This is a genomic window from Solibacillus sp. FSL W7-1472 (assembly GCF_037969775.1).
Lineage (GTDB): Bacteria > Bacillota > Bacilli > Bacillales_A > Planococcaceae > Solibacillus > Solibacillus silvestris.
The window spans coordinates 588,375-611,379 of sequence record NZ_CP150208.1 but is presented as its reverse complement, the minus strand read 5'-3'; the positions used below and the strand labels follow the sequence as shown (position 1 = coordinate 611,379).

The 23,005-nt window shown below is 39.6% G+C and carries 27 protein-coding genes; 1 reads left to right on the top strand and 26 read right to left on the bottom strand.

Translation table 11 applies throughout. The features are described 5' to 3' along the window. Positions 1-954 (top strand): nuclease-related domain-containing protein, encoded by a 954-nt coding sequence (locus MKY07_RS03050; protein ID WP_339263759.1) that lies wholly within the window; start codon positions 1-3, stop codon positions 952-954. A 270-nt stretch (positions 955-1,224) separates the two neighbouring features. Here MKY07_RS03050 and MKY07_RS03045 read toward each other — a convergent pair whose 3' ends face one another. The 26 genes from MKY07_RS03045 to rpiB form a co-directional block, all read right to left on the bottom strand. Further along, complete coding sequence (locus MKY07_RS03045) at positions 1,225-1,617, bottom strand: hypothetical protein (protein WP_065216605.1); 393 nt, start codon at positions 1,615-1,617, stop codon at positions 1,225-1,227. 104 nt (positions 1,618-1,721) lie between these two features. Beyond that, the gene (locus MKY07_RS03040) at positions 1,722-2,105 is read right to left on the bottom strand and encodes a hypothetical protein (RefSeq protein WP_008404424.1); all 384 of its coding nucleotides are present in this window, start codon (positions 2,103-2,105) and stop codon (positions 1,722-1,724) included. A gap of 193 nt (positions 2,106-2,298) precedes the next feature. Then, positions 2,299-2,736 carry a 3-hydroxyacyl-ACP dehydratase FabZ gene (fabZ, locus tag MKY07_RS03035; protein WP_008404426.1) on the bottom strand — a complete coding sequence of 146 codons (438 nt, stop codon included), beginning with the start codon at positions 2,734-2,736 and terminating at the stop codon, positions 2,299-2,301. Between the two features lie 200 nt (positions 2,737-2,936). Further along, positions 2,937-3,227 (bottom strand): DNA-directed RNA polymerase subunit beta, encoded by a 291-nt coding sequence (locus tag MKY07_RS03030; protein ID WP_065216606.1) that lies wholly within the window; start codon positions 3,225-3,227, stop codon positions 2,937-2,939. A gap of 29 nt (positions 3,228-3,256) precedes the next feature. Continuing rightward, positions 3,257-4,096 (bottom strand): flagellar hook-basal body protein, encoded by an 840-nt coding sequence (locus MKY07_RS03025; RefSeq protein WP_087615658.1) that lies wholly within the window; start codon positions 4,094-4,096, stop codon positions 3,257-3,259. Between the two features lie 157 nt (positions 4,097-4,253). Next, positions 4,254-5,096 carry a flagellar hook-basal body protein gene (locus tag MKY07_RS03020; RefSeq protein WP_339263756.1) on the bottom strand — a complete coding sequence of 281 codons (843 nt, stop codon included), beginning with the start codon at positions 5,094-5,096 and terminating at the stop codon, positions 4,254-4,256. A gap of 70 nt (positions 5,097-5,166) precedes the next feature. Then, entirely contained in the window at positions 5,167-6,159 is a 993-nt protein-coding gene (locus MKY07_RS03015; RefSeq protein ID WP_008404433.1) for a rod shape-determining protein, read from the bottom strand. A 191-nt stretch (positions 6,160-6,350) separates the two neighbouring features. Next, a complete protein-coding gene (locus MKY07_RS03010; protein WP_008404436.1) occupies positions 6,351-6,617 on the bottom strand; it encodes a sporulation transcriptional regulator SpoIIID in 267 nt (88 codons plus the stop codon). A 159-nt stretch (positions 6,618-6,776) separates the two neighbouring features. Further along, positions 6,777-7,430: a M23 family metallopeptidase gene (locus MKY07_RS03005; protein WP_008404438.1), complete on the bottom strand. Its 654-nt coding sequence runs from the start codon at positions 7,428-7,430 to the stop codon at positions 6,777-6,779. A 49-nt stretch (positions 7,431-7,479) separates the two neighbouring features. Beyond that, positions 7,480-8,382, bottom strand: a complete 903-nt coding sequence (spoIID, locus tag MKY07_RS03000; RefSeq protein ID WP_339263754.1) for a stage II sporulation protein D — start codon at positions 8,380-8,382, stop codon at positions 7,480-7,482. A gap of 433 nt (positions 8,383-8,815) precedes the next feature. Further along, positions 8,816-10,117, bottom strand: a complete 1,302-nt coding sequence (murA, locus tag MKY07_RS02995; protein ID WP_008404441.1) for a UDP-N-acetylglucosamine 1-carboxyvinyltransferase — start codon at positions 10,115-10,117, stop codon at positions 8,816-8,818. A 369-nt stretch (positions 10,118-10,486) separates the two neighbouring features. Beyond that, positions 10,487-10,729 (bottom strand): DUF1146 family protein, encoded by a 243-nt coding sequence (locus MKY07_RS02990; RefSeq protein ID WP_339263753.1) that lies wholly within the window; start codon positions 10,727-10,729, stop codon positions 10,487-10,489. A 121-nt stretch (positions 10,730-10,850) separates the two neighbouring features. Then, positions 10,851-11,258 carry a F0F1 ATP synthase subunit epsilon gene (locus MKY07_RS02985; protein ID WP_008404445.1) on the bottom strand — a complete coding sequence of 136 codons (408 nt, stop codon included), beginning with the start codon at positions 11,256-11,258 and terminating at the stop codon, positions 10,851-10,853. 23 nt (positions 11,259-11,281) lie between these two features. Next, positions 11,282-12,697, bottom strand: a complete 1,416-nt coding sequence (gene atpD / locus MKY07_RS02980; RefSeq protein WP_008404446.1) for a F0F1 ATP synthase subunit beta — start codon at positions 12,695-12,697, stop codon at positions 11,282-11,284. 49 nt (positions 12,698-12,746) lie between these two features. Beyond that, complete coding sequence (atpG, locus tag MKY07_RS02975; protein WP_008404447.1) at positions 12,747-13,604, bottom strand: ATP synthase F1 subunit gamma; 858 nt, start codon at positions 13,602-13,604, stop codon at positions 12,747-12,749. A 99-nt stretch (positions 13,605-13,703) separates the two neighbouring features. Beyond that, the gene (gene atpA, locus MKY07_RS02970) at positions 13,704-15,212 is read right to left on the bottom strand and encodes a F0F1 ATP synthase subunit alpha (protein ID WP_008404448.1); all 1,509 of its coding nucleotides are present in this window, start codon (positions 15,210-15,212) and stop codon (positions 13,704-13,706) included. Positions 15,213-15,241: 29 nt separating this feature from the next. Next, on the bottom strand, positions 15,242-15,778 hold the full coding sequence (locus MKY07_RS02965; RefSeq protein ID WP_008404449.1) for a F0F1 ATP synthase subunit delta: 537 nt from the start codon (positions 15,776-15,778) through the stop codon (positions 15,242-15,244). Further along, on the bottom strand, positions 15,775-16,296 hold the full coding sequence (gene atpF, locus MKY07_RS02960; RefSeq protein ID WP_008404450.1) for a F0F1 ATP synthase subunit B: 522 nt from the start codon (positions 16,294-16,296) through the stop codon (positions 15,775-15,777). The genes MKY07_RS02965 and atpF overlap by 4 nt, the downstream gene beginning before the upstream one ends. 169 nt (positions 16,297-16,465) lie before the next feature. After that, positions 16,466-16,690: a F0F1 ATP synthase subunit C gene (gene atpE, locus MKY07_RS02955; protein WP_008404451.1), complete on the bottom strand. Its 225-nt coding sequence runs from the start codon at positions 16,688-16,690 to the stop codon at positions 16,466-16,468. Positions 16,691-16,767: 77 nt separating this feature from the next. Next, on the bottom strand, positions 16,768-17,493 hold the full coding sequence (gene atpB / locus MKY07_RS02950) for a F0F1 ATP synthase subunit A (protein WP_008404452.1): 726 nt from the start codon (positions 17,491-17,493) through the stop codon (positions 16,768-16,770). Between the two features lie 30 nt (positions 17,494-17,523). Then, entirely contained in the window at positions 17,524-17,895 is a 372-nt protein-coding gene (locus MKY07_RS02945) for an ATP synthase subunit I (RefSeq protein WP_339263748.1), read from the bottom strand. Positions 17,896-18,508: 613 nt separating this feature from the next. Further along, complete coding sequence (wecB, locus tag MKY07_RS02940; protein ID WP_339263747.1) at positions 18,509-19,669, bottom strand: UDP-N-acetylglucosamine 2-epimerase (non-hydrolyzing); 1,161 nt, start codon at positions 19,667-19,669, stop codon at positions 18,509-18,511. 110 nt (positions 19,670-19,779) lie between these two features. Continuing rightward, on the bottom strand, positions 19,780-20,409 hold the full coding sequence (gene upp / locus MKY07_RS02935; protein ID WP_008404456.1) for a uracil phosphoribosyltransferase: 630 nt from the start codon (positions 20,407-20,409) through the stop codon (positions 19,780-19,782). A gap of 224 nt (positions 20,410-20,633) precedes the next feature. Continuing rightward, complete coding sequence (gene glyA / locus MKY07_RS02930) at positions 20,634-21,878, bottom strand: serine hydroxymethyltransferase (protein ID WP_008404457.1); 1,245 nt, start codon at positions 21,876-21,878, stop codon at positions 20,634-20,636. 67 nt (positions 21,879-21,945) lie between these two features. Continuing rightward, the gene (locus tag MKY07_RS02925) at positions 21,946-22,500 is read right to left on the bottom strand and encodes a TIGR01440 family protein (protein WP_008404459.1); all 555 of its coding nucleotides are present in this window, start codon (positions 22,498-22,500) and stop codon (positions 21,946-21,948) included. Between the two features lie 14 nt (positions 22,501-22,514). Beyond that, the gene (rpiB, locus tag MKY07_RS02920; protein ID WP_008404461.1) at positions 22,515-22,955 is read right to left on the bottom strand and encodes a ribose 5-phosphate isomerase B; all 441 of its coding nucleotides are present in this window, start codon (positions 22,953-22,955) and stop codon (positions 22,515-22,517) included. Positions 22,956-23,005 lie beyond the last annotated feature (50 nt).

The window sequence follows — 23,005 nt, the reverse complement described above, 5'->3', positions numbered from 1 at the left end:
GTGCAGAAATCAAAGCATCATCTTTACACAGAAGTTTTAGCTAAGAGGATTATGTTTGGTGATACAGAAGCAAGTGCTATCCAGCATGAGTTACAACGCTTGGAGGCTGGATTCGCTGGAGAGATAAAGTTGAAGCAAACTCTTTCCGATTATTTCTTTAAATCGGACCATCATATTTTCTATAATTTTGAATGCATGAATGAAAAAGGCTATTCCCATCAGATGGATGCTATTTTAGTGACACCATTTTTTATAGTAATTTTTGAAGTAAAACTGCTGTCCGGCGTTTTATTTTACAAATCCGCGCAGCATGAATTTTACCGCATCCACAACGATAAACGCGTAAACTTCCGAAACCCCCTTGATCAAGTTTACCGGCATCAGCTATTTTTGGAACAATGTTTGCGAAAATGGCAGATCACTATCCCCGTGCATTTTTCGGTCGTAATCGCAAACCAGCAAGCTGTTTTAGACGAGTCATTGGAGAATTTCCCGATTTTTCATATTAGCGGCGTTCCAAATTTCATTGAAAACCTCTATCGCAATAATGCGAAAACCAATGCAAATATGATTGTGATCATCGCTAAACTGAACCAACTTTATCAGGCCCTTCCCCCTCGCCGCACCATCAGTTCAGATAGATTAAGGAAAGGTGTTCTTTGTAGATGGTGTGATTATAAACATGTAATGTTTTATCATTACGGGTCGTTTACATGTAACGTTTGTAAAACTAAAAGTCGTGATGTCGTCTTTGAAACCCTCTATCATTACCGTATCTTACTTGGTGAAAAAATTTCTAACCGACAATTTCGTGAGTTTTTCGGAATGACAAATATAAAAGTCTGTTCGAATATTTTATCAAGGTTAGGTCTCGAACAGCGTGGCGCTAAGAAAGGAACGTATTATATTATTCCGGAGAACATCTTATCGTGGTCCAAAAAGAAAACAGATTAAAGTCGATTCTACATTTATTTATGAATTGAGGATTATATTTTGATTTGAGGATTAATTAACTTGAAATGAGGATTATCACTTACTAAGTGGGGATTATCTACCCTGTTTTGAGGATTAAACACACTTAAGTGAGGATTATCCTGGCTCAAGTGTGGAATAAATTCTTCTGCCCGTCTTCATCCATTAAATTTGAGGATTATTTCATTTCGCTCGCCTCTCCACAACAAAAAACCAGTGCCCACCTAAGTGAACACTGATTCCCTTTTTAGATTAGTGGTTATCTACGTGGTCTTTATCTTTTCGATCTGCACGGTCTTCGATGATATCTTCTTGGTTTACCGATGGAGCTCCTGGTGCAGTTGCGCCATTTTCAACATTCGGACCGCTTGAACCGTTCGGGACATTTGAGTTGTGATTGTTGTCAATCGTGCTCTCATTTGTTTGTCCGTTCATGTCGTTTTGACCGCTACGTCCATCTGTATCCGGATCAACTGTATCTACCGTGTCATCGATAACGTCACGTGTGTCATCCATTACATCGTTAACACCGTTTTTGACATCATTTCCTACATTGTCTTCTCCAGCATTGTCATTTGTGTTACACGCTGAGAGAAATAACAGTGAACCAAGCGAAAGTGCTACAAGTAGTGCTGATTTTCTCATAAAAAATTCCCTCCTTTCCCATATGCAATCATGAGTCGATCACTTCGTGTGATCGTACATATAGTGCCCGGGAAAAGAAGGATCTATCCTACAAAAACGTGTGGTTATTTTAATTTATCTTTTAAGAGCTGTTCAACATAAGCGGCTTCTGCTTTACAGTCGAATTTGTAATTTGTACCTAATTGTTTCTGTAATTCCGCAATTTCCTGCTTTTGCTTTTCTGTTGGCTCTTCACTTAAAATTTTAGCAATGACCTCATCCATTTTCTTAGCAATTTCTTCATGAAATTCAGGGCTAAGTAAAATGTCTGCCGGTATTTTATCGATCCAAGCGGCATTTTCTTTAAAATAAGTTTGCCAGCTTGCCATATAGTCTTCCATCGAAAATTTTTCTTCATCCCAACCAATGCTTGCTAAATAAGCTTCAAACGACGTCGATATTGATCGTGTAATACTAATTTTTACGCCTGAAGACAGTTGTTTATACATCTATTTTAGAACCTCCTACGTTTAAAGCCAAACTTCGCTCATTGTTTACAGGCAAATGAAAACCTATAAAAGGTGAACACTGGCAATCGTCCCACACCTATCCTATCTCATTGGGAGACTTCTGCTTAAAGAAGTTAAAGATTTTCTTCAACCTTTATATTTTATAATCTTTGAGTTCCAATTGCAAATCGCCTTATTTTGGCTGTTCAGGTCCAATTGCAAATAGAATCTCGCACTCACAAACTAGTTCGCCATCTACTGTCGCAGTAGCACGGCCTTTCCCCATTTGTCCGCGCAATTTCAAAAATTCCACTTCAAGTTTCAGCTGATCGCCCGGTACGACTTGACGCTTGAAACGGCAATTATCAATCCCTGTCAAAAATACAAGACGCCCTTTATATTCAGGTGCGTTTAGTAATGCCACACCACCTACTTGCGCAAGTGCCTCGACAATTAGAACACCTGGCATTACTGGGTAGCCAGGAAAATGCCCATTAAAAAATTCTTCGTTAATCGATACATTTTTCAATCCAAGTGCGCGCTTTCCTTCTTCGATTTCAAGAATGCGATCAACTAATAAAAATGGATAGCGATGTGGTAAAATATTTTGAATTTGCTCTGCGTTTAACATGAAAAAATCCCCCTTGTTTCCTCTATAATATTATGTAGATAATCGTTTATTTTTATGTATGTTCTGGTAAAGCAATGAAAGTATTGGAGAAAGAGGCTGGAATTTCAGCCCGTTTTTTGCTCCAATTCAAACAAAAAAGTAATTTTTTTACGTCATAGCTGTAAAGGGACTGTTCGGAAATGGCTTTCCCGACAATCCCTCTACTCTTTACCATTTATAATATCGAGAAGATGCTGCCATGTTTCCCATTTTAAAACATCGAATGCTGCGCCGTCCCCTATAACGCTGTAGCCAATAACCAGTCCTACAATTACGGCTACTAAAAATAATAAAATTACGATTATAATACGTAGCCAGATCGGAATCAGTCGAAGCCGAACCTTACCAACAGGCTGTTCCGTTGGCGGCTCCGAAACGTTCTTTATACGACGTCTCGTCTTTTTGGCTGCAGGCTCCTTTTGCTCAATCTGTCTATCTAACTCATTCGTCATAAAACTTCTCCCTTAACAATGTCGCACGTCTAGCGAATACCGTTAATTAACCCAAGCATTTGGTCTGCAATTGTAATCGCACGTGTATTAAATTGATATGAACGCTGTGCTTGAATTAAATTTGTCATCTCTTTTGAAACGTCTACATTTGACATTTCAAGTGCACCTTTTTGAATGCCCACTTGACGATTGGCACCTTGCAGATCTGTCAGTACTTGCGCTTGCGTGAAGCCTAGTGCATCAAGATTTTCCGGTAACCCAATATATGTCCCGCCCTGCAGTTTTTCCATTACATTTGGTTTTTGCAGTTCAGAAATTCCAAGCTGGAACTTTAGCGGAGTACCATTTTCATAGCTTGCCACTAGCGAACCGTCTGAATCCATCGTAAAACCTGTCACATTATCCGGGAATGTAATTGGCTGTCCATTTGCATCTGCTACTTGGTATCCATCGCTATTTACAAGTGAAAGAATACCCGGTTCGGTCTGTGTTACATAAAAGCTACCGTTACGAGTGTATGCAGTTCGCACATCGCCTTCCGGATTTTGCATTAACACATTAAAATATTGGTTCTTTGTTGTTAAGGCAAAGTCTAAATCGCGGTCTGTTACTTGCAGTGAACCTTGTGTCTGATTCGATTGGATTAACCCGATCTGTGCACCGACACCATAACGAATGCCTACAGGTGTATCACGGACAGTGCGGTCTAATTCATCGTTATTAAACTGTTGATACAGCATTTCCGTAAAATTTGCCTGCTGTGCTTTATAGCCTGTTGTATTACTGTTTGCGATATTTGTACTAATTGTGTCTAACTGATGCTGTAGTTGAGATAATGTATTTGTCGCACTCACCATTGTACGTAACATTTCCCGCACCTCCTTAATTATACGAAAATTCGACAGCTAATGAAAATAATCGCTATATGAATGAGTTGATTTCCATTCCGATCTGGGCGCTTTCCACGGTGGAGTCGCCTTCTCATCATTTCAATCAACTCGTTTATAATCATTCAAATGCAATTATTTAATTAACTCGTCCAATTTCATTAACCGCTTTTTCCATACTCTTATCGTATGCCTGCAGCACTTTTTGGTTTGCTTCAAATGCTCGGTATGCAGTTAATAGGTCTGTCATTGCTTTAGAGGCATCAACATTGGATCCTTCTAAATATTGCTGCTGCATCGAAAACTGTACATTAGCCTGTCCATAGGCAGATGGTAGATCGACGCCATCCAATGTATTAAACAACCCATTATCACGCTTCACAAGTACATCCGGGTTTGCTGAAAATGCGACACCTAACGTGCCAACCTGTACATCATTTTCGTCAAAAATCGCCCCATCCGAACTGATGCGAATATTGTCGTTATCAAACTGCATACGTTCCCCATTCGCATCCAATACGAATAGTCCTTGGGGGTTTACTAGATTGCCCTGCCCGTCCAGCGTGAAATTCCCGTTACGTGTATAGCTCTCGGTTCCGGATTCATTTTCCAAACGGAAGAAAATTTGTCCCGAATTCCCTGAAGCTTCGTCAGTAGGCATCGAGCTATTGATCAGTGCGATATCTGTATTTAAACCAGTTGAATAAATCTGGCCTTGCGCTTGGTTTGGCATTGTTTCCTGTAAATAAACACCCGCATTCACCGCACCAACCGGATTAAGATTTTTTATCGCAAACCCGTTCTCCGTTGGAATGTTTGTCGAATTCACTGCCGACATCAACATATCCGGAAAAGAACGAATGGTCGTTTGATCTGATTTAAAGCCAGGTGTATTGGCATTGGCCATATTATTCGTTAAAATTTCAGTTTTACGTTGTTGTGCAACCATTCCTGTAGCTACTGTATAAAAACCTTTAAACACTCAATTCACCTCTAATTATGCCGTATTTATCATTTATCGGCTAAAAAATGATAATTATAAGTAATATAATTTATTTATTTACCGCGCGATCAATATTATCCAGCATAATTCCAGTTCCAACTGCCACACAGTCCATTGGGTTTTCCGCCACAAATACAGGTACTTTCAACTCTTCGATTAACAGCTGATCAATGCCATGCAGTAACGCACCCCCACCTGTTAAAATAACGCCTCGATCAATGATGTCGGCTGATAATTCAGGTGGTGTTTTTTCCAGTACGTCTTTTGCTGCCTGTACAATCATGCTAACCGATTCACGCAATGCGTGCTCAATCTCTTCTGAATTGATTTCGATTGTTCTTGGTAAGCCCGTTACCATATCACGACCGCGGATATCCATAGTATCATCGCGTCCGCCAGGGAATACTGTACCAATTGTTGTTTTAATATTTTCTGCTGTACGTTCACCGATCAACAGCTTGTATTCTTTCTTTATGTATTGCAATATGTCATTATCGAATACATCCCCGGCAACTTTAATCGATTCGCTTGTTACGATATCGCCCATTGATAATACTGCTACATCCGTTGTACCTCCACCGATATCAACGACCATATTACCGCTTGGCTGGAAAATATCCATACCTGCGCCGATTGCTGCCACTTTAGGCTCTTCTTCCAAATAAACTTTTTTGCCGCCCGATTTTTCAGCTGCTTCACGAATCGCTTTTTGTTCTACCGATGTAATATTTGTCGGACAGCAAATTAAAATGCGGGGCTTCGATAAGAAACCTTTAACGTCCAATTTATTGATAAAATGTTTTAACATCGCTTCTGTTACATCAAAATCCGCAATTACGCCATCCTTTAATGGACGAATCGCAATAATATTTCCCGGTGTACGTCCCACCATTTGACGTGCCTCTTCACCGACTGCCAATACTTTATTTGTCTTTTTATCTATTGCTACTACAGATGGCTCATTCAAAACAATCCCTTTACCTTTTAAATGAATCAGCACGTTAGCAGTACCCAAATCAATCCCAATATCTTTAGAAAACATGTTTCATTATTCTCCTTCCGCCCATTTGAACATGTATACGATTCTATATATGTCTATCTTAGTTATTTTATCATATACAGTGTTGAATTACATCAATATTGTGGGAAGGATTTTCCTTTATAATGGTTTAAAATGGTAAAAATCTAAAGTGATAATCACGAAAAAAAGCATTTAGTTGTTATAATAACAGACTAAATGCTTTTTTCTTGTTGCTTTGTAATCCACTTTTTACGTGTTGCTTCACCACCGCGTAAATGGCGAATCGATTTGTTATAGGTTAAAACTTGTTGTACTTGTAGCGCAAGTGGTTCATTCACTTGTTTTAGCCGCTCTGTCAAATCTTTGTGTACAGTACTTTTAGAGAATCCCGTCATTTTCGCGAGTGCACGCACGGTTTCACCTGTCTCTACCAACAGTTCACCCAAACGAACGCAGCGTTGCCGAATATGTTCGTGCACGTCCTCTCCCTCTCTACTTCTAATATAAAGAGCCTTGCATTGCCTTGCTTCTTAATATTTCACCTTATGTGAGCAGGCTCTTAATTATTCGGAGTAGATTGCAGGATTCGTCGTTAACTTACTAAAAATGTATCCGAATTCATCCATTTTCCTAAATAATCAAAAGGATAAATATTTGTTCGGATCCACCAGTACACCATCTTCCATTACTTCAAAGTGTAAATGAACGCCAATGTTTGGATTCCATTCATTTTCTTGTGAAGTAGCAAGCTGATCGCCTTGTGAAACTTGATCGCCTTGTTTTACAAGGATATCTGCCACGGAGTTATAGCGTGTTTGCATACCATTTGGATGTGTAACTGTAATGCTGTTGCCTGTAAATGCATCCATTTTCACTTCAGTCACTTCACCGCTCATTGCAGCAACAACTTCAAAAGGCTCGCTGTTAATTGCGATAGAGACCCCTGTAGATGTTGTGAATACTTGATTAAATACAAGCAATGAGTTTTCGCGTGTTGCTTCATCTTTGGATACGTCATAAAAGTCCTGCAAAATTGTTACTTCATTTAAGTATTCTTCTTTGAATGGATACTTCAAAGTTTCCGAAACAGTCGCTGTTGTTGGAACGATCGACTGGTCGGCTGGTGCAGAAACTTCTTCCATCAATTCCTGCTCATTCTGACTTTCATACAATGCATTAAAACTAAAAATAACGGCCACAATCATTACTGCCATACCACCGTATACAGCCGGCCAAAACCACCGTCTTTGCATAACTGGTTTCTGAGAAGGCTTTTGTTTAACTTCTCTCATATTCATCACCTCAAATGGAAGTGTGTACAAGAAATTGGAAAGTTAAACATTATTTTTTACAATAATTTATCGATTTTAAAGTTGTCGATAGATAGTAATGAGAAAGGATATCTTCCGCCGTTAAACCGCCCTGTGCCATCGCGTCTGCCCCATACTGACTCATCCCTACCCCATGCCCGTATCCATACGTTTTGATCGTTATACCGGTCTCTGTCGGTTCCCATGTAAAATTCGTGGAGCGTAAGTTTAAAAGTGTGCGCAGTTCTCTGCCCGTCCATGTTTTTTTATGGATGGTAATTTGCTCAATGCGGTTCGTGTTGTTTCGCTTCAGTTTTGCGTTTTGAAGCTGAGCTCTCGAAAAGTTCTGTTTAAGTTTTTTATTTAACTCTTCAAATGTATACGTTGTCTGTTCCTGATTTAACTGCTCCGGCGAAGTGGTTGCTGTTAAGTAGGGAATGGGATTTCCGCTATAGTTTTCTGCGGATTCGGTATATTGAAAGGATGATGCATGAAACATGGCTGTAATCAATTCATCATTATAGGTAAGAATTTGGTTGGCGGTTTGATTGACGGCTTCTGTAATTTTTTCTTCATTTTCCGCAAAAGTGGTTTTCCATTTTTCTTCTCGCAATTCCTGATCGTTGTAAACTTGATGTGCTGTCGTTGTGAGAATCGGCTTTTTTCCATAATTGGTCTGCTTCAATACATAGGTGCGGGAGGCAATCGCCTGGGCTTTTAATGCTTCCATATGAAAACTTGCCGGCATTTCCCCTGCAATTACACCAATTAAGTAGTCTTCAATTGGAACTGTAGTATTATTTACTTTAATAAATAAAGGACAAGAAGTAGATTCCGCTTGTTCAGGAATGGAGGTTTGTTTCTTAGACTTTAAAGTGAACGGGACTAAAAACAATAGGACACCAATGATAAAATAAATGATAATTTTTTTCATGAGACAGTATATGAGCTTGCAAGAAGAATATGAGTTCATTTTGGAGAGAGAATTTCTAGTTTTTGTAGAATGGGATTTATGGAGGGATTTTAGGGTGAGAGAGATGCATTGGTTCTACTTTAATAGCGGTGGGGTTTACTTTTGAGCAGAGTTGTTCCACTTTCTCCATGAACTGTTCCACTTTCTCCCTCGGACTTTCTAATCCTCCTCTCACTTTCTACTTCTGAGCGGAATCGTTCTACATTTGCCTGTAGTTGTTCTACTTTAATAGCGACAGTTTCTACTTTCGAGCCGAGTTGTTCTACTTTCTCACAGAAACTTTCTAATTTCCAAACTCTCCAACCCCCATACTTCCTTTACAAAACCAAAAAAGCATCCCGAAAGCCCACATCTCGCTTCCTGAATGCTTTATATGTTTATATGAATCTAGCTATTAAACTGTTACAACGATTTCTTGTAACACTTCTTCTTCTGAATCGATGCGCTCGATCATTGCACCTAGAGAAGCTAGTTTTTTGTGGAAATCCACATAGCCGCGATCTAAATGGTGTAACTTAGTAACACGTGTTACGCCTTCTGATACGAGGCCGGTTAAAATTAGTGCTGCTGCTGCACGTAAATCTGTTGCTGACACTTCCGCACCTTGAAGTTTTTTGCCACCTTCGATAAATACAGAACGCCCTTCGATCTTTGCGTCTGCATTCATGCGACGGAATTCTTCAACATGCATAAAACGATTTTCGAAAACAGTTTCTGTAATGATACTCGTTCCGTTTGCCGTTAACATTAATGCCATCATTTGTGATTGCATATCAGTAGGGAAACCTGGGTGTGGCATCGTTTTAATATCAACCGCTTTTAATGGGTCATTTGCGCGCACACGGATGCCTTCATCTTCTTCAATAACTTCTACGCCCATTTCACGCATTTTTGCAGTTAGTGCTGTCATATGCTCTGGTACAGCGTTTTCAATCAATACATCTCCGCGGGTAATTGCCGCCGCTACCATAAATGTGCCTGCTTCAATGCGGTCAGGAATAATATAATGTTCGCAACCTTTTAATTCTTTAACGCCTTCGATACGAATTGTATCAGTACCGGCACCAATGACACGGCCACCCATTGCGTTAATAAAGTTTGCCAAATCTACTATTTCAGGCTCTTTTGCTGCATTTTCAATAATTGTCGTCCCTTTTGCAAGAGATGCTGCTGTCATAATATTTTCAGTAGCCCCAACACTCGGGAAGTCTAAATAGATTTCTGCGCCTTTTAGTTCACCTTTTACTTTTGCTTCTACATAACCATGTCCAAAGGAAATCTCTGCACCCATAGCTTCGAAGCCTTTTAAATGAAGTTCGATTGGACGAGATCCAATTGCACAGCCGCCTGGTAATGCTACACGTGCATAGCCATTACGTGCCAAAAGTGAACCCATTACTAAAATGGATGCACGCATTTTACTTACAAATTCAAATTGCGCTTCACTTGATAGCTTCATAGAGGCATCAATCATCATTTCATTTTTCTCGACATCATATTCGACAATCGCATTTAAACTTTTTAACACTTCACCAATCGTACCGACATCTGCTAAGTTTGGTACATCTTTAATCATATTTTTATCTTTAGAAGCTAATAGAGAAGCAGCTAAAATCGGTAATACAGCATTTTTTGCGCCTTCAACGCGTACTGTGCCTTTTAGCGTCTGACCCCCAGTAACAATAATTCTCTCCACAATTCGTCCCTCCGAATTCAATTCTCATATAATAAAGGAATAAGTTCAATTAAACTTAAATTATTTTAAACTTCATTTGACTCAATTTACACACAAAAATATACTACATTTATTGGGGCTGTAATTCAAGCACCCAAATTACTATTTTAATCTAATTTGTTTGAAAAGGCTATTAAATTATAATACGCAGCGCAACTATTTAGTGTGAATAGACAAATTTTCACATTAAAGTATCTTCCTTAAAAATAACTACCCAAATCATGTAACCTTACAAACCTCAAATATTTCCTAGGAAATTTTTATTTCTTGTAGTGGAAAACAAACGTTTATTCCCCTTTACAAGAAATAAAACTGCAGCTATTTCCTGTTTCAACTAAAAATATAGGGAATCGTTTGCGACCAGCTTAAAAAGTTTAAAAAGAAATCCGCTACAACTGAACCGATTACAATACTCGTCAAAATATAAAAGAGCTGAATTTGAAAAGTTTTTCCTTTTTTAAATAATTGTTCGATTCTTAGTCCTTGTAATGTATAAAGAGCAATTCCTATAAATATAATATATGCTAACACATTAACGATTGCTTGTTGGCCAGCCTCGACATATAAACCCATTTTCCTCACTCCTTTAAACACCTTATCCAAGATGATGGCGAAACTTGTTACAGACTGTTTATACCCTTATTGTCCGTCTATAAAAAAAGCAGGCAGAAAGAATCTGCCCGCTTGTAAACCATTAGATATTACCCTCATGAACATTGATACGATTCATCGCACGTTTTAAAGATAATTCCGCGCGTGTGAAATCGATGTCATCTTGTTTCTTTTGAAGGCGACCTTCAGCACGAGCTAAAGCTTCTTTAGCACGGGCAATATCGATCGAAGAAGCAACTTCTGCAGAAGGAGCTAAAATCGAGATTTTTTCAGGGCGAACTTCAATGAAACCACCGCTAACCGCTGCGACATCTGTAGTGCCGTCTGCTTTTTTAAGCTTCACAGAACCAATTGTTAGTGGAGCAACCATAGGAATATGGCCAGCTAAGACACCAATTTCACCTGAAGTCGTTTTAGCGATTACCATCGTTACTTCTGAATCGTATACTGAGCCGTCGGGAGTGACAATATTGACTGTAACTGTCTTCATATTTTTTCCTCCTCGTCAGCTAATTAGACTTGTACGCCCATTTCTTTAGCTTTCGCTACTACTTCGTCAATAGAACCAACTAGACGGAAAGCATCTTCTGGTAAGTGATCCCATTTGCCATCAAGGATTTCCTTGAATGAACGAACAGTTTCTTTTACAGGTACATAAGAACCTTTTTGACCAGTGAATTGCTCTGCTACGTGGAAGTTTTGAGATAAGAAGAACTGGATACGACGAGCACGTTCAACTGTTTTCTTATCTTCGTCACCTAGCTCATCCATACCTAAGATAGCAATGATATCTTGTAGTTCACGGTAACGTTGGATTGTACGTTGAACACCAGTAGCGATTGCGTAATGTTCTGGTCCAACGATTTCTGGTGATAATGCACGAGAAGTTGAAGCTAGTGGGTCTACCGCTGGATAGATACCCATTTCAGATAATTTACGCTCAAGGTTAGTTGTAGCATCTAAGTGAGCGAAAGTTGTAGCCGGAGCCGGGTCAGTATAGTCATCGGCTGGTACGTAAATCGCTTGGATCGAAGTTACAGAACCTTTAGTAGTAGATGTGATACGCTCTTGTAATTTACCCATTTCTGTAGCAAGTGTTGGTTGGTAACCTACCGCTGAAGGCATACGACCTAATAGGGCAGAAACCTCAGAACCTGCTTGTGTGAAACGGAAAATGTTGTCGATGAATAAAAGTACGTCTGCACCTTGCTCATCACGGAAGAACTCAGCCATTGTTAAACCAGTTAAAGCTACGCGCATACGTGCTCCTGGTGGCTCATTCATTTGACCGAATACCATCGCTGTTTGTTTGATTACGCCTGAATCTGTCATTTCGAAGAATAAGTCGTTACCCTCACGAGTACGCTCACCTACACCTGCGAATACAGAAATACCTGCGTGCTCTTGTGCGATGTTGTTGATTAATTCTTGGATTAATACTGTTTTACCTACGCCGGCACCACCGAATAGACCGATTTTACCACCTTTGATGTATGGTGCTAATAAGTCTACTACTTTGATACCTGTTTCTAGGATTTCTACAGTAGTTGATAATTCATCGAATGTTGGAGCTTCGCGGTGAATTGAATCACGACGAACTTCAGCAGGAATTTCTTCACCTAAGTCGATAACTTCACCAAGTACGTTAAATACGCGACCTAATGTAGCTTCACCAACTGGTACTGAGATTGGTGCTCCTGAGTTTGTTACTTCTGCTCCACGTTGTAAACCGTCAGTAGATGACATGGCAATCGTACGAACAGAATCGTCACCTAAGTGAAGCGCTACTTCTAATGCAAGAGTAGTTGGAGCTTCGTTAGGACGTTCAATTGTAACTGTTAATGCGTTATAAATTGCTGGTAATTGACCATTAGCAAACTTTACGTCTACTACTGGACCCATTACTTGAAGAACGTGTCCTTTGTTCATTACTTTGTACCCTCCTATCGTATTCTTATACGACATTGGTGAGCGCGCCCTATTCTAAGGCAGCAGCTCCACCAACGATTTCTGTAATTTCTTGTGTAATCGCCGCTTGACGTGCACGGTTATATTGTAGAGAAAGGTCTGCAATAAGATCGTTTGCATTGTCTGTAGCGTTTTTCATTGCTGTCATACGCGCTGAATGTTCACTCGCTTTTCCGTCTAAAATCGCGCCGTAAATTAAGCTTTCCGCATATTGTGGAAGTAATACTTCTAAAATGGCTTCGCCTGATGGCTCAAATTCATAAGAAGCATTGCTTGTTGAAGGTGCAATGTCAGTTAGAGGAAGAACTTTTTTCATAGTCACTTCGTTTTGAATTGCAGATACGAAGTGATTGTAGTACATATAAAGTTCATCATACGTACCATCAATGAACATACCAACAGCATTACGAGCGATTTCTTTAATATCAGCAAATGACGGTTGGTCTGGTAGAGCAACGACATCTGCGATAACATTGTGTCCACGCTTTACAAAGTAATCACGAACAACACGACCTACTACTAAAACTACGTACTCATCTTTAGACTTGTGACGTTTATCAATAGTGCTTTGAACTTGACGTAAGATGCTTGAGTTGTAAGCACCTGCCAGACCACGGTCAGAACCGATGACTAAGTAAGCTGTTTTCTTAACAGGACGAGAAGTTAACATTGGATGTCCGCTGTCTTTTGTACCTGTTGCGATTGCGCCTACTACGTCCTGGATTTTTTCCATGTATGGAACGTAAGACTTAGCATTTTGCTCTGCACGACGTAACTTTGAAGAAGAAACCATCTGCATCGCTTTCGTAATTTGTTTCGTTGACTTTGTAGAGTTAATACGACCTTTAATTTCGCGTAAGTTTACCACTGGTATTTCACCACCTTTAGATTTTTATCAAGCTCTTATTAAAAAAGAGTTGTCCAGTTTTTCACGCTACAGTAATGTGCGTGAAAAACCGTTCAATTCTTACTCAGATTTAGCGAAAGTCTTTTTGAACGCATTGATAGCTTCAACATACTCTGCGTCTGGAGCAAGTTCTTTAGTTGTACGAACATGATCTAAAACATTTGTGTGGTTTGTATCTAACCAGCTTAAGAATTCGTTTTCGAAACGAACGATGTCTTGTACTGGAATATCATCTAAGTGACCTTTAGTTAATGCATAAAGGATCGCAACTTGTTTTTCAACTTTAAGTGGTTTGTTTAAGTCTTGTTTTAAAACTTCAACTGTACGTTTACCACGCTCTAATTTAGCAAGTGTGATTGCGTCTAAGTCAGATCCGAACTGAGCGAATGACTCTAACTCACGGAATGCTGCCAAGTCAAGACGTAATGTACCCGCTACTTTTTTCATCGCTTTGATTTGAGCAGAACCACCTACACGTGATACTGATAAACCAGCGTTGATCGCAGGACGTACACCAGAGTTGAATAAGTCAGATTGTAAGAAGATTTGACCATCTGTGATTGAGATTACGTTTGTTGGGATATATGCAGAGATATCGCCCGCTTGCGTTTCTACGAATGGAAGCGCTGTAATCGAACCGTTTTTGTATGTTTCGTTTAACTTCGCAGCACGCTCAAGTAGACGGCTGTGTAAGTAGAATACGTCACCAGGGTAAGCTTCACGACCTGGAGGACGGCGTAGAAGAAGTGAAAGTTCACGGTATGCTGATGCTTGTTTAGTTAAGTCATCATACACGATTAATACGTGCTTACCATCTAACATGAATTCTTCTGCCATAGATACACCTGCGAAAGGAGCAAGGTATAGTAATGGAGCTGGTTGTGATGCAGATGCAGTTACAACGATTGTGTAATCTAATGCACCGTGCTTACGGAAAGTTTCAACTACGTTACGTACAGTTGATTCTTTTTGACCAATTGCAACGTAGATACAGATCATATCTTCGCCTTGTTGGTTTAAGATTGTATCGATCGCTACAGATGTTTTACCAACTTGACGGTCACCGATGATTAACTCACGTTGACCACGACCGATTGGTACTAAAGCGTCGATCGCTTTGATACCTGTTTGTAATGGCTCATGTACTGATTTACGTGCCATTACACCGAAAGCTGGACTTTCGATTGGACGAGATTTTGTTGTGTTGATTGGACCTAATCCATCCACTGGCATACCAAGTGGGTTTACAACACGGCCAATTAGTGCTTCACCAACTGGTACTTCCATAATACGACCTGTACGACGAACCTCATCGCCTTCTTTGATGCCTAGGTAGTCTCCTAAAATTACGATACCAACGTTACCTTCTTCTAGGTTTTGTGCCATACCCATAACACCGTTTGAGAACTCTAAAAGCTCTCCAGCCATGGCGTTGTCGAGGCCATGAGCACGAGCGATACCGTCACCAACAGTGATAACTGTACCTACTTCGCTTACTTTTAATTCCGATTGATAACCTTCAATCTGCTGTTTAATCAGACTGCTGATTTCTTCAGCTTTGATGCCCATGTATGTTCACCTCTCACATTTCTTAAGATTTAGCCAACTAATGTTCGTTTTAAGTCCTCTAGCTTAGACGCTACAGTGCTGTCGAAAATATAGTTGCCGATTTGAACGCGTACGCCACCAATTAATGACGCATCGATAATGTTTGTAATGTTAAGTTGCCCTTTGCCGACTAACTTGCCGAAAGCAGCAGAAATTTCTGCACGTTCGCCATCCGTTAATTCACGCGTTGAGTAAACTTTCGCATCTGCAGTACCTTGTGCGGCAGCTGATAATGCTTGATATTGGTCTGCTACAGCAGTTAATTCGTTTAAACGTTTCTTTTCGATTAAGAATTGAACCATGTTTACAACGATTGGCTGTGCACCCGTTAGAATTTGAGCGATAAGCTCTTTCTTACGATCAGTAGAAATTTTCGGAGCAGTAAGTAATGCCATAAACTCTTCGTTCGTAGCCAATACTGTTTTGATCTCACGTAAATCTGCACCTACTTCAGCAAGAAGGTTGTTGCTTAATGCTAATTCATAAATTGCTTGAGCATAGCGATTTGCTACAGTCGATTGACTCATTTCGCTTCGCCTGCCTTCGCAATCGTTTCTTTAATTAATGCGCTATTGTCTGCTTCAGAAATTTCTTTCCCAAGAACTTTAGACGCAGCAAGTACTGATAATGAAACTACTTCTTCACGTACAGCAGCGATTGCTTTTTCTCTTTCTGCTTCGATATCACGAACAGCAGATTCTTTTAGACGGTTCGCTTCAGCGCGTGCAGTTACCACGATTTCTTCGCGAGTTGCTTCGCCTTGCTTTTTAGCGTTCTCAATGATTGATTGCGCTTCTGTGCGAGCTTCTTTAAGAAGGCTCTTTTGTTCTTCTAATAGTGCTTGTGTTTCTTTTTTAGCTTTTTCAGCTGCATCGATTCCGCTTGCAACCAGCTCTTCACGCTCGCGCATGATACCCATTAAAGGACCCCAAGCGAACTTTTTAAGAAGTGCCATTAAACCTAAGAAAATCACTAACGTCGCAATTGCATCACCTAAGTTGAGTCCAGTTGCGCCTGCACCTAGTGCAAGATAGTCTAAAAACACGATTGTTTCACTCCCTTCAAGAGCTTGAATTAAATCTATATTTTGTCATACTTTTTGTTCGTAATTAATATTAAATAAAAAAGGGTATATCTTATTTACACAAAACGAATGGCGAAGGGTTTCAAAAGAAGTCTACTTCGCCACTGGATTTTAATAATCTTAATGAAGACTATTGGTTCATTACGATGAATGCGATTACTACTGCGATGATCGGTAATGCTTCTACTAACGCTACCCCGATGAACATTGTAGTTTGAAGTGCGCCACGTGCTTCTGGTTGACGAGCGATACCTTCTACTGTTTTTGAAACGATTAAACCGTTACCAATACCTGCACCTAGTGCTGCTAAACCGATTGCGATTGCTGCTGCTAATAAACCTACTGAACCTACCATTTGATAATATCCTCCTTGGATGTTGTAATTTTTTTTGGTTCAAATCACCGCACTACATTGAATGCGGAAACTTATAATTAATGGTCTGTACTCACTTTGTGAGCCATGTATACCATCGTTAACATTGTGAAAATGAAAGCTTGGATAAACCCGATGAAGATCGAGAATCCCATCCACGCCATCATTGGTACGATTGCACCGAAGAAACCAAACGCACTTGAAACTGCTAAACCAGTTAGTAACGTTAGTAAAATCTCGCCGGCATAAATGTTACCGTAAAGACGTAGACCTAGAGTTAGCGTATTTGCAAACTCTTCAATAACTTTTAACGGGAACATAAATGACATTGGTTGGAAGAACGTTTTAGCATAACCGCCTGTACCTTGCATTTTCACACCATAATACTGTGTTAATACTAGAACCATCGACGCTAATGTCATTGTTACGACTGGATCGGCTGTTGGTGATTTCCACCATAAATCACTGCCGTAAGCAATACCACCCATTGGTAAACCAAGTAAGTTGGACACTGCAATGAACATGATTAATGTAATCCCAAGAATGTGGAAACGTCCACCAGTTTTCCAGTCCATGTTGCTCTTAATAATATTTTTCACGAAATCCATAATCCATTCCATGAAGTTCTGCATACCAGTCGGTTTTAACGCAAGTGTACGTGTTGAAACAAAAGCGATAATAAATACGATGATTGCAGCTACTAAGAGAGTTAGTACTGTAGATAAGTTGAAAGTAAGCGTCATAAAGCCTAAATCCAAATGTAGCTCTGGAGCTGTATGATCCATTTTTGCATTCACCTCTCTTTCAAATGCACCTTAGTGGCTTTTTATATGATGTACTACTCTTTCTACTACTAAAAAGATGTACGGAATCATCAGCCCAATGACCGTGCTTATTAAGTGAAAATATTGTGGCAACGATATTGCGATTGCGACTGCGGCAACACCTGATCCAAAGCGAAGCGCTGTACCGATAGATGCTACTTTTGTCCCTTCACTAATGGAACGGTCAAATTTTTCCATACGTCGAAGTAAAATCCAAAAATTATACGTACCAAAGAACGCACCTAGGGTTATACCAGCAAATATAGAATCATATGGCGAAAATCCCCAGCCTAACGTACAAATAGCAAGCAAAAAAAAGAACGCTTTCTTCTGCATTGCAAAAACGTGATGCAAATTTAGCATTGGCAGTTAATCTCCTGAAACTTTTTTCGAGTAAAGAAAGTGTTCATCGACCATTAAATGAATTTAAAACGTAGTCAATGCACTACAAAATTAGAGGCCATTACAAGTAGTAAATAATTTCCACAACAGAGCAATTCTAAAGTGGGCATTCATTTCATACTTCTAATTGTCTCTTAATCTTAACGGACTTCATCCAGACGCATAGAACGTTGCAAATTGACGAGTTTCGTTTCAACTGTCAATCTAGTAGAAACTTGATATAACAAGCGTTTCAACGTCTTTTGACTAGGCGAAACTCTTATCATTCTTACCCTTTGTAAGCATACAATAGGGGGTTTTTGATGTCAATTAGTAATGGTGAAAAACTTCACATAGATACATTCCTTGTCAAATTGTTGACAAATTTGTGTATAGTTATGCATAAATATTTTTTGCATTTTTTCACTAACGCTAAAATTCGCTATTTCATGCGTTTTTTCCATCACGTTACACTTTTCATATCCAAGAAAAAATTTTTTAGCAATAATAACGAATTTAATACTTGACAACAGGAGATAAATGCTAACTCCTGTTGTCAATTACATTTTTAAGTCAATTTCAGTAATATTTTGGATTAACGAGTTTCTACTTTTTCGGCAGTTTCATTTTCTTTTACTAACTGTTTTTGAGCAAATTGCAGTAATGCTTCCACAATACGCTCCGAAGCATATCCATCTCCATATGGATTCGATGCATGTGCCATCGCCTCATATGCTTCGTCATTTATTAACAATTCTTTTGCCATTTTGTAAATAACTTCTTCGTCTGTTCCCGCAAGCTTCAAAGTACCTGCAGCAATTCCTTCAGGACGCTCTGTCGTATCACGTAATACGAGCACCGGCTTCCCTAAAGATGGCGCTTCTTCCTGCACACCGCCAGAATCCGTTAAAATCATGTAAGAGCGGGCAGCAAAATTGTGGAAATCAAATACTTCCAACGGTTCAATTAAATGAACACGCGGGTTATCCCCTAAAATTTCATTGGCTACTTCACGAACAGCCGGATTCATATGCACTGGATAAACAACTTGAACATCCTCATGCTCGCTCAACAGACGCATAATTGCACGGAACATATTACGCATTGGCTCACCTAGATTTTCACGACGGTGTGCTGTTAATAAAATCATGCGGTCTGTACCCATTTTTTCAATTACCGGATGCGTATAGTGTTCACTTACTGTTGTTTTTAAAGCATCAATAGCCGTGTTACCCGTTACGAAAATCGCTTCTGCCGGTTTGTTTTCCTTTAGCAGGTTTGCACGTGATTGTTCAGTTGGTGAAAAATGCAGATCTGCCATTACACCTGTTAACTGACGGTTCATCTCTTCAGGATAAGGTGAATATTTTTGTCCTGTACGAAGCCCTGCTTCAACATGGCCAATTGCAATTTGATTGTAGAAAGCAGCCAGACTTCCAACAAAAGTAGTCGCCGTGTCACCATGTACTAACACGATATCAGGCTTCGCTTCTTTCATTACACGGTCCAGTCCTAAAAGCGCATTTGTCGCTACATCCACTAATGTTTGACGGTCTTTCATAATATTTAAATCATAATCCGGTTTAATTTTAAATGTTTCCAGCACTTGGTCAAGCATTTGACGGTGCTGGGCCGTTACAGTAACAATCGATTCAATTTGCTCCGGATGCTTTTCCAGTTCCAGCACTAAAGGTGCCATTTTAATTGCTTCCGGACGTGTGCCAAAAATCGTCATAACTTTAAACTTCTTCATCATCATTCTTCTCCTTGTCTAATCTATAATTTCAATTTATCTTAACGTGTTTAGAGTACTTGCAGCTTTAAAAGAAAACGCCCGCAACTGCTTACGGGCGCCTCGTTTATTTATTATTTTGTTCCGAACAAACGATCCCCGGCATCACCCAAGCCTGGTACGATATAGCCATGATCATTTAATTTTTCATCTAGAGATGCGATGTAAATATCTACGTCAGAGTGATTTCTTTGAATTTCTTCCACACCTTCTGGAGCTGCGATCAGACACATAAACTTAATGCTTTTAGCGCCTCGTTTTTTCAGTGAATTAATCGCTTCAACAGCTGATCCACCCGTTGCTAACATCGGGTCAACAATAATGAAGTCACGCTCTTCAACGTCTGCTGGAAGTTTTGCATAATATTCTACTGGCTTTAATGTTTCCGGATCACGGTAAAGACCAATATGCCCTACTTTTGCAGCAGGAATTAATTTTAATACGCCATCTACCATTCCGATACCTGCACGTAAAATTGGAACAATCGCCATTTTCTTCCCTGATAATACTTTTGCTTTTGCCTTCGTTACAGGTGTTTCTACTTCAATTTCTTCCAACGGTAAATCACGAGTAATTTCAAAAGCCATTAATGTTGCTACTTCATCAACTAACTCCCGAAATTCTTTTGTTCCCGTTTCTTTATCTCGAATATAAGTTAACTTATGTTGGATTAATGGGTGGTCAAATACGTATACTTTACTCACGTTGACATCTCCTAACTGTTGTTTATCTAAATTAGTATAACAGAAAATAAAGTCAACGAAAACTATGACGGTAATGTTTTAAAAATCGCCCTTTTTCTAAAATAATTAAATAACAAATGTATTCTACACTAGCATTCGCTGGTAGTTGTCTGTCTATGCGTTATTTCTTTCATTAAAAAAACCTTTCTATCTACAAATCTGTAAATAGAAAGGCATATACTCAATTATGCGTATAAAGGATATTTTGCTGTAAGAGCTTCAACACGTTTGCGTGCCTCTTCTTTTACTGCTGCATCTTCATGATTTTTAAGAACTGAAGCGATGATTTTACCAACTTCAATTACATCTTCTTCTTTGAAACCACGAGAAGTTACAGCTGCTGTACCTACACGGATACCTGATGTTACGAATGGTGATTCTGTATCAAATGGAATTGTGTTTTTATTTGTTGTAATAGCCACTTCATCCAATACATGCTCAGCTACTTTACCTGTTAACCCTAAAGATTTTACATTTAATAGAAGTAAGTGGTTATCTGTACCGCCTGATACGATTTCAACACCTTCATCCATTAAAGATTTTGCAAGTGCAGCTGCATTTGCTTTAATTTGTTTTGCGTAATCTTTAAACTCCGGTTGTAATGCTTCGCCGAAAGATACTGCTTTTGCAGCGATGACATGCATTAATGGACCGCCTTGAATACCTGGGAATACTGATTTATTTAATTCTTTTTCCCATTTTTCATCTTTCGTTAAAATCATCCCGCCACGTGGACCACGTAACGTTTTATGAGTTGTTGTCGTTACGAAATCTGCATATGGTACTGGATTTTGGTGCTCGCCTGCTGCTACTAAGCCGGCAATATGTGCCATGTCAACCATGAAATATGCACCGACTTCATCCGCGATCTCACGGAACTTTGCAAAGTCAATTGCACGAGGATAAGCTGATGCACCAGCAACGATTAATTTTGGCTTTGATTCCAATGCTTTTTGGCGAACATCTTCATAATCTATTAAGTTTGTATCTTCAGTTACACCGTATTCTACGAAATTATAAAGAATGCCAGAGAAGTTTACTGGTGAACCATGTGTTAAGTGACCGCCGTGTGATAAGTTCATACCAAGTACTGTATCACCAGGTTTTAAAACTGTATGGTAAACTGCCATGTTCGCTTGTGCACCTGAGTGTGGCTGAACGTTAACATATGCTGCACCGAATAATTCTTTTGCACGGTCACGGGCAATGTTTTCAACTACGTCTACATGTTCACAACCGCCATAATAGCGTTTGCCAGGGTAACCTTCCGCATATTTATTTGTTAAATATGAACCTTGTGCTTCCATTACAGCTTCCGATACGAAGTTTTCTGATGCGATTAGTTCGATGTTTGTGTTTTGACGTTTTTTCTCTAATAAAATTGCGTCTAAAATTGCCTTGTCTTGTCCTGCTAATTTTTCAAATGCCATTTTCAAATCCCCCTAAATGTACTTCCGATTCGATCGGAGTTTCCAATTCAAAATGATATATGTAACGTTAAGGTGTTACAGTATATTGCGCACGTTCTCCACCGATAAGTTTCGGACGTGTTGTCGCTAACGTAATGACTGCATCGCCTAATTGCTTAACAGATGTTCGTAAAGGTACAGCAACCGCTTTTAAGTGCATGCCGATTAATGTTTGACCGATATCAATCCCGTAATGTGCTTGGATGGTTTCCACAATTACAGGCTCATCCATTTGTGTAAAAGCGTATGCAGACATAGAGCCACCTGCTGTACGGACCGGAATGACCGAAACAGGTTCTAAATGGTACATTTTAGCAGCTGCAGCCTCGAGTGTCAGCGCTCGGTTAATATGCTCGCAGCCTTGGAAAACTAAGTGAATTTTATGTCTTTGCGCGAATATTGAAAATTCTTTGTATAGAACTTGCGCTACATCGAATGCACCAGCTGTTCCAATTTTCTCACCCATCACTTCCGATGTGGAACAGCCGATGACAAATAGCTGACCTTCAGAAAACTTCACTTGTTGCTCAAATTCGGATAATGCTTGCGCTAAATCTTTTTGCAAATCGTGTAAGTTTGTCATTGAATCACCATCTGTTACCCTTCTTCGATTTCAGTTATCTTTTCAACACGGCGAATATGACGACCGCCTTCAAACTGTGTATCCAACCAAGTTGCAACAATCTCACGTGCCAGCCCTGGACCGATTACACGCTCACCCATTGCTAAAACGTTTGAGTCATTGTGACAACGTGTCGCTTTTGCCGAGAACACGTCATGTACAAGTGCACAACGAATCCCTTTAAATTTGTTTGCAGCAATCGAAATCCCAATTCCAGTCCCGCAAATTAAAATTCCTCTGTCAAATTCCCCTGCAGCTACTCTCTCAGCTACTGGACGTGCATAGTCCGGGTAATCTACTGACTCGTCCGTTTGTGGACCAAAGTCTTCATAACTGATTGACATTTCATCAAGTAGTGACATAATCTCTTTACGTAAATTATTACCGCCGTGATCTGAAGAAATTGCAATTCTCATGAAGATCCCTCCTGCCTCGATTTTATTTACTTATTATATTCACCATCAGT